Annotated in this window: 13 protein-coding genes and 1 pseudogene; 7 read left to right on the top strand and 7 right to left on the bottom strand. The window is 64.6% G+C overall.

Translation table 11 applies throughout. The annotated features are described in order from the left end of the window. The first annotated feature begins 112 nt into the window (after window positions 1-112). Window positions 113-361: a hypothetical protein gene (locus tag LDH74_RS13870; RefSeq protein ID WP_226039302.1), complete on the top strand. Its 249-nt coding sequence runs from the start codon at window positions 113-115 to the stop codon at window positions 359-361. Between the two features lie 16 nt (window positions 362-377). Here LDH74_RS13870 and rtcA read toward each other — a convergent pair whose 3' ends face one another. Together rtcA and LDH74_RS13860 are read right to left on the bottom strand one after the other, a co-directional pair. Next, on the bottom strand, window positions 378-1,457 hold the full coding sequence (rtcA, locus tag LDH74_RS13865) for an RNA 3'-terminal phosphate cyclase (protein WP_226039301.1): 1,080 nt from the start codon (window positions 1,455-1,457) through the stop codon (window positions 378-380). A 384-nt stretch (window positions 1,458-1,841) separates the two neighbouring features. Continuing rightward, window positions 1,842-3,140, bottom strand: a complete 1,299-nt coding sequence (locus LDH74_RS13860) for a ribonuclease R family protein (protein ID WP_226039300.1) — start codon at window positions 3,138-3,140, stop codon at window positions 1,842-1,844. Window positions 3,141-3,429: 289 nt separating this feature from the next. On the opposite strand from LDH74_RS13860, the pseudogene LDH74_RS13855 reads away from it, so the two are divergent. Both LDH74_RS13855 and LDH74_RS13850 read left to right on the top strand, forming a co-directional pair. Beyond that, window positions 3,430-4,980: pseudogene (locus LDH74_RS13855) on the top strand (histidine kinase N-terminal 7TM domain-containing protein); the annotation flags it as partial. Window positions 4,981-5,093: 113 nt separating this feature from the next. Beyond that, the gene (locus LDH74_RS13850; protein WP_226042529.1) at window positions 5,094-5,564 is read left to right on the top strand and encodes a sensor histidine kinase; all 471 of its coding nucleotides are present in this window, start codon (window positions 5,094-5,096) and stop codon (window positions 5,562-5,564) included. A gap of 81 nt (window positions 5,565-5,645) precedes the next feature. Here LDH74_RS13850 and LDH74_RS13845 read toward each other — a convergent pair whose 3' ends face one another. Next, window positions 5,646-5,939, bottom strand: a complete 294-nt coding sequence (locus LDH74_RS13845; protein WP_226039299.1) for a hypothetical protein — start codon at window positions 5,937-5,939, stop codon at window positions 5,646-5,648. Window positions 5,940-6,014: 75 nt separating this feature from the next. Continuing rightward, window positions 6,015-7,457 (bottom strand): metallophosphoesterase, encoded by a 1,443-nt coding sequence (locus LDH74_RS13840; RefSeq protein WP_226039298.1) that lies wholly within the window; start codon window positions 7,455-7,457, stop codon window positions 6,015-6,017. Between the two features lie 167 nt (window positions 7,458-7,624). Here LDH74_RS13840 and LDH74_RS13835 point away from each other — a divergent pair, with 167 nt between their 5' ends. Next, the gene (locus tag LDH74_RS13835) at window positions 7,625-8,104 is read left to right on the top strand and encodes an RNA-binding protein (RefSeq protein WP_226039297.1); all 480 of its coding nucleotides are present in this window, start codon (window positions 7,625-7,627) and stop codon (window positions 8,102-8,104) included. 98 nt (window positions 8,105-8,202) lie between these two features. On the opposite strand, the gene LDH74_RS13830 is transcribed toward LDH74_RS13835, so the two are convergent. Further along, on the bottom strand, window positions 8,203-8,967 hold the full coding sequence (locus tag LDH74_RS13830; protein WP_226039296.1) for a DUF1028 domain-containing protein: 765 nt from the start codon (window positions 8,965-8,967) through the stop codon (window positions 8,203-8,205). A gap of 129 nt (window positions 8,968-9,096) precedes the next feature. Here LDH74_RS13830 and sepF point away from each other — a divergent pair, with 129 nt between their 5' ends. Beyond that, entirely contained in the window at window positions 9,097-9,459 is a 363-nt protein-coding gene (gene sepF, locus LDH74_RS13825; protein WP_226039295.1) for a cell division protein SepF, read from the top strand. A gap of 207 nt (window positions 9,460-9,666) precedes the next feature. On the opposite strand, the gene LDH74_RS13820 is transcribed toward sepF, so the two are convergent. Further along, window positions 9,667-9,861 carry a cold shock domain-containing protein gene (locus LDH74_RS13820; protein WP_098725595.1) on the bottom strand — a complete coding sequence of 65 codons (195 nt, stop codon included), beginning with the start codon at window positions 9,859-9,861 and terminating at the stop codon, window positions 9,667-9,669. A gap of 203 nt (window positions 9,862-10,064) precedes the next feature. On the opposite strand from LDH74_RS13820, the gene LDH74_RS13815 reads away from it, so the two are divergent. Together LDH74_RS13815 and LDH74_RS13810 are read left to right on the top strand one after the other, a co-directional pair. Beyond that, window positions 10,065-10,727 carry a helix-turn-helix domain-containing protein gene (locus LDH74_RS13815; RefSeq protein ID WP_226039294.1) on the top strand — a complete coding sequence of 221 codons (663 nt, stop codon included), beginning with the start codon at window positions 10,065-10,067 and terminating at the stop codon, window positions 10,725-10,727. 84 nt (window positions 10,728-10,811) lie between these two features. Further along, complete coding sequence (locus LDH74_RS13810) at window positions 10,812-11,186, top strand: VOC family protein (RefSeq protein WP_226039293.1); 375 nt, start codon at window positions 10,812-10,814, stop codon at window positions 11,184-11,186. A 37-nt stretch (window positions 11,187-11,223) separates the two neighbouring features. Here the strand turns inward: LDH74_RS13810 and LDH74_RS13805 are convergent, their stop codons facing one another. Continuing rightward, window positions 11,224-12,432 carry an MFS transporter gene (locus LDH74_RS13805; protein WP_226039292.1) on the bottom strand — a complete coding sequence of 403 codons (1,209 nt, stop codon included), beginning with the start codon at window positions 12,430-12,432 and terminating at the stop codon, window positions 11,224-11,226. Between the last annotated feature and the right edge of the window lie 188 nt (window positions 12,433-12,620).

Below are 12,620 nucleotides of genomic sequence, written 5' to 3'. Positions count from 1 at the left end.
TATATCTACTGCAAGGTTTGCGTTATTTAGGTTCGCTCGAGCCGGCGGCTCGCGCAGACGGGTGCCGAGCCGACCGAACAGCTATATCGTCGCTGTACTAACACGTTCCCAGATGGTGTCATCGGACGGACTCAAAACGTGGTTCGACTACCAACTCCTCTTCGGGGGGATCGTTATCGCGTTCGTCGTCGTCATCGGCGCGTGGAGCCGCCTCGTGACGTATCTGGGGTCGCTTCCGCTCGCGGACCTGGGCGTCGACCCCGCAGATCCGACGTTCGCGCTCGCGGTCACGGGAGGCGGTCTCCTCGTGCTTTTGCTGCTGGTCGTGCTGGCGGGACTGTTGAACCGAGAACGGCAATAATCCCAGAAGCGACGACCTACTGACCCACGTCCAGCGACGACGCGACCGACACCACCGCCGTCTCAGCCGCCCGCTCGAGCCCCACGTCGACTCCGAACGCCTCGAGCAGTTCACACCCCGCCTCGAGGTGATCGGTCACGGCCGGCACCCGAACTCGCCCGCCGGTAACCGCGAGCAAGACGAGCAACTGATCGGCCATGTGTCGATCGACCGGTGCGGAGCCCTCGAAAAACCGGTTCGCGGCGTCGGCGGCGTCTTCGCCGACCCGTTCGGCTGGCTTGCCGCGCTCGCCGAGCGCTGTAAAACCGGCGACGCCGGTCCCGTGATCGACCCGGAGAACCAGTGCAGAGCCGGGCGAGGGACTCGCTGCGGTGGTCTCACAGCGCTCGAGCACCTCGAGGCCGGCCCCCAGATCCAGTCGATCGAGTGCTCCTTCGGCCTGCCGAAACGCCACGTCGCGATCCGCCAGCGACGCCGACTCGGTCGAGTAAAGACGGAGTCCCCGAAGCGACCCCCGCTCGAGGAGTGCGATCCGCTCGAGGCTCGACGGTGCGAGCCGGAGCGTTACCGCGCCGCCGCCGTCGGGATAGAACCCCCGGCGGTCGACTTCGAAGGCGGACTCGAGGCCGAATTGGCGATACAGCGGCAGTTTCACGTATCGAAGGTAGTCCAGCGGCGGCGACCACGCCACGTCCGTCCCGCCGGTGACCGTCACCGACAGCGGCGACTCGAGGTCCGTCGCCAGCGGCAACAGGGCGTCGAACAGCAGCGTCACGCTGCCGGCGGTCCCGATGTCGACGGCGTAGCTGCCGCCCTCGAGTCCCGTCCCGGCCGCCGTATTCGCGTCGCCGCCCTCGATCCCCGGCTCGAACTCGATCGTCTCCGATCCCAGTTCCGCACCCGAGACGTCGGCGTCGCACAGTTCGGCCATCGTCTCGAGCACCGCCAGATGCTGGTGGCCCAATCCGGGCGTGGGTCGATCGCCGCGAACGCCCTCGAGGCGGACCGGCTCGTTTTCGAGGACCGACAGCGCGAGCGCCGTTCGGAGAAACTGGCCGCCGGCGCTCGAGCCGTCGAGTGTTAGAGGCGCGCTCATGATCGGCGGGACGACCTCGAGTTACCTACCAGTGCCGACACGGGTTCGTCCCGCTCAACTCGATTTCGGCCGAGATGTGACGAGCGTCCCGTTCGATAGACGAGTGAATGGAACAGTGGGTTCCGATGGGATCGTGGGAGACGAAGCGTCCTGCTACCGTGGCAACGGGGAATCGCCACGCCCTCCCCAACCGATTCGTTCGTTCCCGTTGGTCACTCACTCATCCACCGGAAGGCGCGACGCGCCTTCCGAGCCATTCGTTCGCTTCTCACGAAGACCTCGCACGACTTTGGATCACGGTTCCCTCCACGGTCACCGTGATCCAGCGCGCGCCACTGCACGTCGTTCGATCGATCGGCAGGAAAATAGGCCGACTAACGGCCGCTATAGCGTCTTTTCCGCTTCCTCTTCATCCACGATCTCGATCCCGCGGTTGTTGACCGCCGTCGGATCGAGGCCGACCTCCTGGAGGAAGGTCTTGTACTCGCGCTCGCACTGCTCGGCGTCTTTTTGCTTGTCGCTGGCGCGGTCGCAGAGTTCCACGAGGTTCACCGGGACGTCGTTCTGGTAGACGATCCAGTGGTTGATCAGGTCGCTGAGTCGCCGAATGGGGCTCGTGAAGTGGCCGTAGATCTCGAAGTTCAGCGCGTGGTGGCCGCCGAAGGGGTCGTTCATGTACCGCGCTCGAGGCATCACCTTCATCACCGCCCACTGGATCTTGTCCAGCTGGCGGTCGGGGGCGTCCTCGAGCGTCGCGTTAACGGCCTTTCGCGGGTCGTCCCAGGTGCTTCCGGGGATCGAAACGCCGTCGAGATCCTGAATCTCCCGGAGGGCCTCGGACCACTCGTCGGGGCTGGGCTGTGGATGAACTCGGTACATGGCCGACACGCCGCGATCCCACATGAGCACGTGCGTGACGGCCTTGTTGGCCTTCAGCATGCACTCCTCGATGATGGTGTGGGCGCGGTCGCGGCTCGGGTTCAAGACGAGCGAGCCGTCCTCCTTGCGCTGTTCGTGCATCTGCTCGGCGAGGTCGTAGACTAGCGCGTTTTCGTCGTGCAGCGGCGCGTCGGGGTCCTCGAGCCGACTCTCGGCCTCCGCGTAGGTGAGCCGCTCGTCTGACTCGATGACCGACTTGTAGATCTCGATGTTCTCGTAGGTCAGATTCTCCTTGTCGAGGTGCATCTCGACGGTGTGGGCCAGCCGATCCTCGTTCGGAACCAGCGAGCAGACCGTCTCGGCCAGCACTGGCGGCAGCATGTGGACCGTGTAGCCGGGAAGATAGACCGTGTTGCTGCGTTCGACGGCCTCGTCCCACATGGCGGTCTCGGGGTTGACGTAGTGGGTCACGTCGGCGATATGCACCCAGAGGACGTACTCGTCGTCTCGTTCTTCGACCGAAATGGCGTCGTCGAAGTCCTGAGCGTCGATCGGGTCCGTCGTCCAGGTCGTCAGATCGCGCAGATCCTGCCGCTCGTCGATCTCGTCCTGGATCTCCGCCGTCACGCCCTCCGTTCGAGCCTCGGCCTCCTCGAGGACCTCGGACGGGAACTCGTCGCGGAGTTCGAACTTCTCGAACAACTCCTCGCGCTTGTTCTCGAGATGGCGCGCGAGCTCCTCCGAAACTTCGACAGGGCCCTGGCCTTCCACCGTTCCGGCCGCGGCCTGTGCGTCGTCACTCATGACGTGGACTACGGACGTGAGGGTGAAAGTCGTGTCGGGATCGGAACGGTGACAGTGGACGTTCGTTCGATCGCAGGGAACTCTCGACGACGGTCCGGAGTGCGATCCCGAAACCCGTCGGTCGCGACCTGTAGTAGCCACCGAAACGAGTTACATACTGATCGCAACGCAATCATGCGATCAGGTATGCAGTGACGTTCAGCGGCTACTATAACCGCAGCGGGGCCGCTGTGCGAGCCAGCCAGAACCGGTATAATGGTCGAGTGAAATAGACAGATAGTTCGACGCTATGGCCTGGCAGTACACCTCGCAACTCCTTCCGTTCATTGGAATTCTCTTTTCGGCGATGATTATTTCGGCCGCACTAGCCCTCTATACCGTGGTCGAACGGACGGATGTGCTGGACGAGCCAAGCGTCCGTGCGTTCGTCGGCCTGAACGTCGGGTGTTCACTCTGGTCTGGCGCGTACGCGTTGCAGTTGCTGAGCCTCGACGTCCCGACGAAACGCGTCTGGTTGGGCATCGCATTCGTCGGCGCCGTGCTGGTCTCGCTCTCCTGTTTTTTCTTTGCCGTCGCGTACTCGGGCAACGAGAAGTGGCTCTCTCGGCGGACGCTTCTCGTTCTCGTGATCGAGCCCGCCGTCGCGTTCGTCCTGTACGCGACGCAGTACCGCCACCTGTACGAGCAACCCCTCGATACCGCCGTTGCCGGCGACCTCGTCGTTCTGGAACGAACGTTCGGACCGATGGCGATCGTTCACGTCCTGTTCATGTACGGTCTCCTCGTCGTCGGCGCCGGATTCTTGCTCAAGACGGTGTACGAATCACAGCACGTCTACCGGGAGCAGGCCCTCGCGGTACTGTTCGCCATTCTCGTTCCGCTGGTCGCCAATATCGTGTGGTTCCTCGGTCTGGGACCGATCGGTGACCTCGATCTGACGCCCATCGCGTTTACCGTCTCCGGGCTCGCGTTCGCCGTCGCGATCTATCGCCATCACCTGCTGGATATCGCTCCCGTCGCCCGCACCGCAGTCGTCGAGGATATGCGCGACGGCTTCCTCGTGATCGACGAAACCAACCGCATCCGAGACGGCAACGCGGCCGCTCGGCGCTGCCTCTCGTGCGACGGGGCCACCTCCCTCGTCGGTCGGGATGTGATCGACGTCTTCCCCGAGATCGCTCACATCGTCGGTACCGAGGCGTCGACGGGACGGACCGAGATCGTCATCGACGCCGACGACGGCCGCCGGTTCTTCGACGTGCAGGTACAACGGCTCTCGAACGCCGACGGGATTCGGTTACTCCTTCTTCGAGACGTTACCCAGCAACACGCCGTCGAACAGCGCTACCAGTCCTTCATCGAAAACGCGTCCGATCTCATCACGATGGTCGACGACCGCGGGATAATTCGCTACCAGAGTCCCTCGAGTCGAAGCGTTCTGGGATTCGAGCCGTCGGAAATGATGGGCCGGTCGGCGTTCGAGTTCGTCCATCCCGACGATCGAGAATCACTCGTCGAGCAGTTTCAGACCGGAATCGATGCTTCGCTCACCGTCGATCGGGCGGAGTATCGGCTTCGGACCGCCGACGGCGAGTGGCGAGACGTCGAGACGGTCGGCAGTAACCTGCTCGACGACCCGTTCGTCGACGGCATCGTCCTGAACACTCGCGACATTACCGAACGCAAGAAACGCGAACGCGAGATCCGCCGAGCGAACGAGCAACTGGAGCAGTTTGCGAGCGTCGTCAGTCACGACCTCCGAAATCCGCTGAACGTCGCGCAGGGGTATCTCGAGGTCGCCAGAGAGTCCGTCGACTGCGCGTCTCACGACGAGATCGCGACCGCCCACGAACGCATGGAGACGATCATCGAAGAGGTGTTGGTGCTGGCCCGTGCGGGGCAATCGATCGGTGACACCGAGCGACTCCACCTCGAGCGTCTCGTCGACCGTGCATGGGTGAACGTCGATACCGCGGCGGCGACGCTTACCGTCACTGGCGATCGCGTGATCGTCGCCGACGGCGACCGGGTGCTCCACCTGTTCGAAAACCTGTTCCGGAATGCCGTAGAACACGGTTCTACGAACCCTGCTTCGCCCACTCAGCAGGATGCCGTGGAACACGGCGGCAGCGGCGTCAACGTTCGGGTCGGCACGACCCCGACGGATTTTTCGTCGAAGACGACGGGCCGGGGATCCCCATCGACGAGCGAGAGTCCGTCCTCGAGTACGGCCACACCACGTCCCCGTCGGGATCCGGCTTCGGTCTCGCGATCGTTTCGCAGATCGCCGACGGCCACGGCTGGGCGATTCGGATTACCGAGAGCGCCGACGGCGGTGCTCGGTTCGAGTTCGATCTCGACGGCGCGTCTTGGTCGGCCACGACGGACCGAGACGTGGTCGACGAGGAACTCGAGGGCCGGTGAGGAACGCCGACAGTGAGGCGCGTGATCGGTCGCGAGCGCAGCGCGGACCGAATCGATATCGGCGGCACACCGATCGCGGCCTTACGACTCTTCCTCGAGCGCGCCGTATCGCTCCTCGACGGTCTGCAGATACCGCGAGAGGAAGCGCTCCCGGTCGGTTGCTCCGGCCTCGAGATCGACTAACAGCCCCTCGAGTTCGTCGCGCGGGTGGTGACAGAGGTCGCGGTGACAGGACTTACAGAGGTGTTCGAACGTCTTGTCGTCGCGGTCCCAGCGGTCGCCGTGTTTGTCGTACTCGCGGGCCTCGTCGCGCGGGCGCTCGGTGCCACAGGCGAGACAGGTTACCGTCTCCGTGCGGGTCCGAGAGGGCCACATGGTCGGCCTGACGGCGCGGGATCACTTAGCGATTGGCACACTGGTCTCCCCGTCCTGACGGTCAGGGCAACCGATCTACCGGGATCGCTCGCGCTCCTCGTCAACGCGATCGCCCTCGTCCGCACGTTTGACACCTTCGCCGACGGATGTGGACCGCGACCCGGCATCGGAGCTGACGTCGAGATCGAGGTCGGGTTCGGAATCCGACTCCACCTCGGGGAGCTCGAGCCGTCCGTCGGGATCGATCACCGTTCGCGCCGGGATCGGCACCGGCCGCGGCGGACGGCGCGCGACCAGCCGCTGAATGCGGGTGAGATCGACCGACTGCGCCGTCTCGATCTCCTCGTACTCGACGACGACGCGGTCCCCCTCGGCGAAGATGCGGACGTAATTCAATCGGAACGAGGGGTAGTACACCCCCGGCAACCGCGAGAACCGGGTCTCGACGTGCTGGAGCTTCTTCAGCCAGGTTCCCGTGTTGACGACGACCCGATCGCCCCACTCGGTGACCGACGCGCGGTGAGTGTGTCCGTAGACGAAGACGGCGACGTCGGGGTTCGATTCGAAGACCTCCCTGGCCGCGTTCAGGAAGGGCTCGTCGCCCTGCCCGACGTGAACGCCCGACAGGACGACGCCGAAGCGCTCGAGGGTGTGCCTGAGATCGCGTCTGAACAGCCACAGGGGGACCGCGACCAGCGCCAGCACGGCGATGATCACGAGGTTGACGGCGACGATGAGTTCCAGGACGATCGCGGCGACGCCGAGCGCCTGGACGACGGGATTGTCAGTGAAAAACTGCGCCGGAAGAAGGCCGACCGTCTCGAGGACGGTGCCGAACAGGTAGAGCAGCGTGAGGTTGAAAAATATCAGTAGCGGGACGACGATCGCTCGCAGGAACGGACTCATTTCCCTGTAGAAGTAGTTCGAGAGGAGCCAGCGCGGGATCTCTTCCATCGGGGCGACCGACTGAATATCGCGCAGCCAGTCACCTCTCGCCCATCCGGAGTAGCGGCCGGCGGCGGCGACGATTCGCTGGACGACGAAGTAGCCGACCGGGAGCGCGTCGGGATTCCCCCAGTCCGGCATCCGGTTGTTCGGGTCGCGTTGCTGGCCGTGTTCGATCCAGATTCGCCCGTCGCCGACCTCGCGAGTGATCGAAATCTCCTGCTCGAGGGTGACGTTGAACTCCGCGAGGCGATCGACGTGGGAGTCGTGGCAGGCGAGATCGTAATCGTGGTTGCCCGGGATGAGCGTGATATCGATCTCTGCACCGGTCGCGCGGAGCTGCTCGAACACGCGCGGGTGATCGTCGATGACCCGCTCGAGTTTCGCCGGTCCCGTCACCTCGGCGTACTCCCACAGGCCGAACGCGTCGCCGTTGATGATGAGTTCGACGTCGCCGCCGCGCTCCTCGAGGTCCGCGAGAAACGAGAGGAGCTCCGCCTCGAAGTCGAGCGCCGTTAGCTGTTCGTCACCGCCCATGTGGAGGTCGCTGATGAAGACGTACTCGCTGGCCATCGGACGAGTCCGGCGTACTACCAGACGGATCGGGATAGTGGTTTCCCCGTTCCCGACGCCCGGCCCGCTCGAGCGCCGGTCCGGCGTCCACGGCCCTCTCTCACCTCGTCGACCGATCCGCGACTTCGAATCTTATCTATTAAATGCGTACGGGCGGTAGCACGGGTATGCAGGTCAAGTCTCGACACCACCTCCGCAGCGACGCGGTGTCCGATCTCGAGGAGACGCTCGAGGACCAACTCGGCGTCTCGTCCGAGGGCGACGCATACGAGCGCGTCGAGTTCGAGGAAACCGACTGGGAGGTCGTCCTCATCGACGGCGAGCCGCGGGTCGCGTACTTCGACGAGGAACCGTTCCTGACGGTCAGGGGGGCCAACGCCTACGAGCCCGAAAAGCGACTGGTGACCGTCGACGCGGGTGCCGTCTCGTTCGTCAGCGACGGCGCGGACGTGATGCGACCCGGGATCACGGACGCGACCGACGACATCTCGCCGGACGATCTGGTCGTCATCGCCGAGGAGTCCCACGGGAAGGTGCTCGCGGTCGGCCGCGCCCGCGTCGACGGCGCGGACATGGTCGGCGACGACGGAAAAGTGGTGGACTCGCTTCACCACGTCGGCGACGAACTCTACGAGTTCACCGGGTAGTCCGCTCAACGACGGCAGGTCACTCGATTCTGAACCGACCGCGCACGCTCAGTTCTCCGTACTGGGAAGGAGCGAACTGAGCGAATCGCTCGACCCCATCACTCCGCGGCCTCCTCCAGCGAATCCGCTTCGAACGCCCCCTCGTACTGCGCGAGGGTGTCCCGGTAGCCCCGTTCTGCGAGTTCGTACGTCTCGCGGAGATCGGCGATCGGCGTCTCGGTCGCGTCGATCCGCAGGTCGTTGTACGGCGGCTCGAGGTCGTGGTCTTCGGTCGTCTCGACGACGACCGCCGCGCTCTGGATCGGCAGTTCCTCGCGCTTGTCCCCGCCTTCGCGGTCGCCGGCCGCCAGCACGTCGATCAACCGCTTCGCGAGGGGATCGGCGTCGACGTCTTCGGTGACGGCCGTCGGGCCGGTCGACGGGTCAACGGTGTCGTGGACCGCGGTCGCCTCGTAGGCGTCGGCGGCCGCCTCGAGGACGTCTTCTCCGGTCAGCATGTTCCCAGCGACGGTGTAGTGGTCGCCCTCGCGGTGGCCGTACCACTCGACGCACTCCTCGCCCGAAAAGGCGAACGTCGTCTCGCTGTCGACGCCGTGTACCTGCCGTTGGGGTGCGCCATCATCGGCGTTGAGCAGGGCCTCGAGCGCGTCGTCGACGGCGAGGCCGTCGTCGGCGTAGTCGATCCCGCGTTCGCCGAGCTCGACGTTGACCAGGCTCTGGGTCGCGACGGCGGCGCGTTCGCTCACGAACGGACAGAGCGTTCCCACGCCCGGGAGTCGCGTCGTGACCGCGACGCCGAACCGGCGGTGGCGTTCCCCGTCGTCGGTTTCGTAGGCTTCGGAGACGCAGATGCTGAACGTCATCGATTACACGCGCTTCGCCAAGAAATAAAAAAGCAACTGTGAGCGAGACGACATCGCAGCGCGGTTCCGGCGAGCGAACGCTCACGTCTGACGTAAGAACTATACAGACGGCGACGGACTCTCTCCGGTATGGGATTGATGAGCAAAATTCTCGGCGGGAACCAGTCCCGAACCGTCGAGGACTACGCCGAATTGGACCTCGAGGACGCCTCCATGGGGTCGGCCGAGGCGACGATGCAGGTACACATCGCGGAGGTCGGCACGAAGGCCGACGCGATCGATATCAAAGACGCCGTCTACGACGGCGATATCGTCATCGCGGATATCACGCGCCTGCGGACCGAGGACAGCACCGTCGAACACATCGTGGACGAACTGCGCCAGGTCGCCCAGGAGGTCGACGGCGACATCGTCCGGAAGGGAGAGGATCAGATGATCATCACGCCGACGGGCGTCCACATCAGCCGCGAAAAACTGGGCCAGAAGCTCTAGAGTCGCTCACTGGACAACGAGTCTCGTCCTGTCTTCGACACTGCGACTACTCTCGAGTCGAAGCCGTTCGTTCGCGTTCTCCGCGGTTACCGTCGCTCAGTTGCCTCGTTGGTCGTCTCTCGTGAGCAGTTGTGAGGACGGCGATCGCACTACTGGTTTGGCTCGTCGATAAAAATGTTCGTTCAGCGTCGCTCGAGGCGACGTCGTTTACTTGCGCGTGACGTTCGTCGCGCGCGGGCCCTTGGGGGCCTGTTCGATATCGAATTCGATCTCCGTGCCTTCTTCGAGATCCGGACCGCCAACATCTTCCATGTGGAAGAAAACGTCGTCGTCCTCGTCGTCCGTCTCAATGAAACCGTAGCCGCCTGTGTCGTTGAAGAAATCAACCTTACCTTCTGCCATTACAAACAAACGTAAGGCCGGCCCGGGGATAACACTTCCGAGGGTCGTGGTACCACGACCGTTGAAGCGGCCGAACGGACCGTTTCCGTTCGACTATAATCGCCCGCGAGGGGCTCGAGAGAGACCTGGGCGGCGCTCGAGGAATTGCCACCCGATGGGAATTCCCGGTCCCGGTTATCACGCGTGCGGACGTACCACGGAGTATGACGGGTTTTCGAGCGACGGTCGTCGTCCACGATCCGGCGGACTGTCCGGTCGCCGACGTCTCTGGGGGTACCGACGAGCCGGTCGATTCCGTCTCCCGGTCGTCGCAGCCGACGGCCGAGGGAACGATCGTCGAAGAGTTCGGCGTCTCGCCGGAGGCCTCGGTCGACGGGGATTCCGACGTCGAGGTGACGCCGATCCAGTCCAACGATCGAGAGGCGATCTACCGGTTCGAACGCGACGAGTCCGCCGACTGCGCCTGCGAAATCGTCGAGACGACGGGAACGCCGGTCTCGTCGGTCCGCGCCCAGGACGGCGCACTGCTGCTCTCGTTTCGCACGTTCGAACTCACCGAGGTCGCCGAGATCGTCGACGAGTTGCGGGCGTATTTCGACGGCGTCGTCGTCGAGGAACTCTCACAGGACCACGAGGAGGGTTCCGCCGATCCGGTCGTCGTCAACCGAGACGAACTCACGGCTCGCCAGCGGGAGATTCTGGATACGGCCCACGAGATGGGCTACTTCGACTATCCGAAGGGCGCCAACGCGACCGACGTGGCCGAGGAACTCGGCGTCGCCCGATCGACCTTCACCGAGCACCTTGCGGCCGCTCAGACGAAGTTGATGGACGCGATCCTCGAGGCGGACCGCGACCGGCAGTGAGCGTCGGCCGACCCAGTCGACGGTCTCCGCTCTCGTCGCCTCGGTCCCAGTATCTCTTTGATCATCGGCCGTGTGCTCCCGGGTATGGACGTCATTCACACCGCGCTGTGGGTATCGGACATCGAGCGGACGCGCGAGTTCTACATCGACGGGCTCGGACTCGAGGAGAACTGGTCGTTCACCGGCGGTGACGGCGTCGAAAACGTCTACATCGGCGGCGAGAACGGGGAGTTCCAGTTCAAGTACGATCTCGCGGGCGGGCCGGAGATCGACTCGGGGACGATGGCCCACGTCGCGGTCGGCGTCGATAGCACCGACGAGACGTTCGAGCGAGTGCTCGAGCGGGCGGATCCGCCGGTCCAGACGGAGCCGACGACGATGGACGAGATCGGCGTCCGCGTCGCGTTTATCGAGGATCCCGACGGCTACGTCGTCGAACTCGTCGAAGAACTCGACTAGGCTGGCGTGCCGCACTGGTCGCGTTCCACCCGAGCGACTACTTCTCGGCGACGTCGGCTGCGGCGGGATCCGTGACCGATGGCTGAGTGCGGACGACCTGTACGAGGAGGCCTGCCGCGACGGTGACGAGAGCGGCCAGAAAGAGCCACGATGCCCGGTAGCCGACCGTATCGGCGAGATAGCCGAAGGCAGGCGGTGCGACGAGCGCACCGCTGGTGAGCGCGAGCTGGCCGCCCGCGGTCGCGCCGCCCATCTCGTCCGCGCTGACCAGCGTCGCCATGACGGAGTAGTAGACGCCGGTGTAGCCGAGCACGAAAAACCCGAGGAGGCCGAACGCGATCGCCGCGCCGCGCTCGGTGGTCGTCGACGCGACGACGACGAACATAACGGCGCTGCCCAGCGACTGGGCGACGAGCAGGGATCCGATTCTGACGCGGGGCTCTCCCGGCAAGACATCGCTCAGCCAGCCGGTCAGCACGCGGCCGACGCTCCCGAACAGCTGGACGAGCGCGAGGACGACGCCGCCGAACGCGACGGACGCGCCGATGGACTCCTCGACGTAGAGGACCGTGTAGCCGGTGGTCGTGAAGAGGGCCGCCCCGAGAAAGAGGCCGGCGGTCGTCAACACGACGTACGGCCGGTTCGAGAGCAACGCGCCGAAGTCGGGATAGTCGGCCACGCCGCTACCGCCGCCGCTCGAGTAGCCGACGTAAAACACGACGGCGACGACCGCGCCGACTCCCGCGGCGACGAGAAAACCGGCTCGGGGAAAGAGCGCTCCCGCGAGACCGGTGACCAGGAGCGCGCTGATACCGCTCCCCCCGGTGACGCCGACCTGCTTGATCCCCATCGCGAGGTTCTGGCGGCCCGGCTCGATCCGGTCGAAGACCGCCTTGTTCGTCCCGGGGATCGCGGTCCCGTACAGCGATCCGAGGATGAACACCGCCGTGAGCAACAGGGCGTACGTCGGTGCGCCCGCGACCAGGAGACTGCCCGTCGCGAGACCGACGAGGCCGAGCGTCAGCGTCAGCCGTTCGCCGAACCGGTCGGTCAGCGCACCCAGTGGCAACAGGAAGACGGCGTAGCCGAGAGTGAGCGTCGTCACCACGAGTCCGACCGCGAACCGGGACAGTCCGAACTCGTCCCGGAACAACGGCGTCGCGGCGAAGACCGTGTAGTAGCAGATGCTCGCCGAAACCTGCCACAGCGTCACGAGCGACACGGTTCGCCAGTACGACCGATCCATTACCGGTCGTTCTTCGAAAAGCGCTTCAAAAAGGGTGACGACGCGGGACTCCGGTTTCGATCGGCTCGAGTCCCGGTGATCGGCTCGAGTCACACCCTCACGACGACATCGCCCTCGAGCTCCTCTCCATTGTTTCTAAAACGGACTAGTTTTCAGGGTGAGAATACGGACGACCTTCGATGAATACT

This window comes from Natrinema sp. DC36 (assembly GCF_020405225.1).
Classification (GTDB): Archaea; Halobacteriota; Halobacteria; order Halobacteriales; family Natrialbaceae; genus Natrinema.
The sequence above is the reverse complement of the archived record's forward strand: the minus strand, read 5'-3'. Positions and strand labels throughout refer to the sequence as shown.

Coding starts and splice junctions, on each gene's coding strand:
- LDH74_RS13870 (WP_226039302.1), top strand. CDS start 113: ATGGTGTCATCGGACGGACTCAAAACGTGGTTCGACTACCAACTCCTC.
- rtcA (WP_226039301.1), bottom strand. CDS start 1,457: ATGAGCGCGCCTCTAACACTCGACGGCTCGAGCGCCGGCGGCCAGTTT.
- LDH74_RS13860 (WP_226039300.1), bottom strand. CDS start 3,140: ATGAGTGACGACGCACAGGCCGCGGCCGGAACGGTGGAAGGCCAGGGC.
- LDH74_RS13850 (WP_226042529.1), top strand. CDS start 5,094: ATGGGTGAACGTCGATACCGCGGCGGCGACGCTTACCGTCACTGGCGA.
- LDH74_RS13845 (WP_226039299.1), bottom strand. CDS start 5,939: ATGTGGCCCTCTCGGACCCGCACGGAGACGGTAACCTGTCTCGCCTGT.
- LDH74_RS13840 (WP_226039298.1), bottom strand. CDS start 7,457: ATGGCCAGCGAGTACGTCTTCATCAGCGACCTCCACATGGGCGGTGAC.
- LDH74_RS13835 (WP_226039297.1), top strand. CDS start 7,625: ATGCAGGTCAAGTCTCGACACCACCTCCGCAGCGACGCGGTGTCCGAT.
- LDH74_RS13830 (WP_226039296.1), bottom strand. CDS start 8,967: ATGACGTTCAGCATCTGCGTCTCCGAAGCCTACGAAACCGACGACGGG.
- sepF (WP_226039295.1), top strand. CDS start 9,097: ATGGGATTGATGAGCAAAATTCTCGGCGGGAACCAGTCCCGAACCGTC.
- LDH74_RS13820 (WP_098725595.1), bottom strand. CDS start 9,861: ATGGCAGAAGGTAAGGTTGATTTCTTCAACGACACAGGCGGCTACGGT.
- LDH74_RS13815 (WP_226039294.1), top strand. CDS start 10,065: ATGACGGGTTTTCGAGCGACGGTCGTCGTCCACGATCCGGCGGACTGT.
- LDH74_RS13810 (WP_226039293.1), top strand. CDS start 10,812: ATGGACGTCATTCACACCGCGCTGTGGGTATCGGACATCGAGCGGACG.
- LDH74_RS13805 (WP_226039292.1), bottom strand. CDS start 12,432: ATGGATCGGTCGTACTGGCGAACCGTGTCGCTCGTGACGCTGTGGCAG.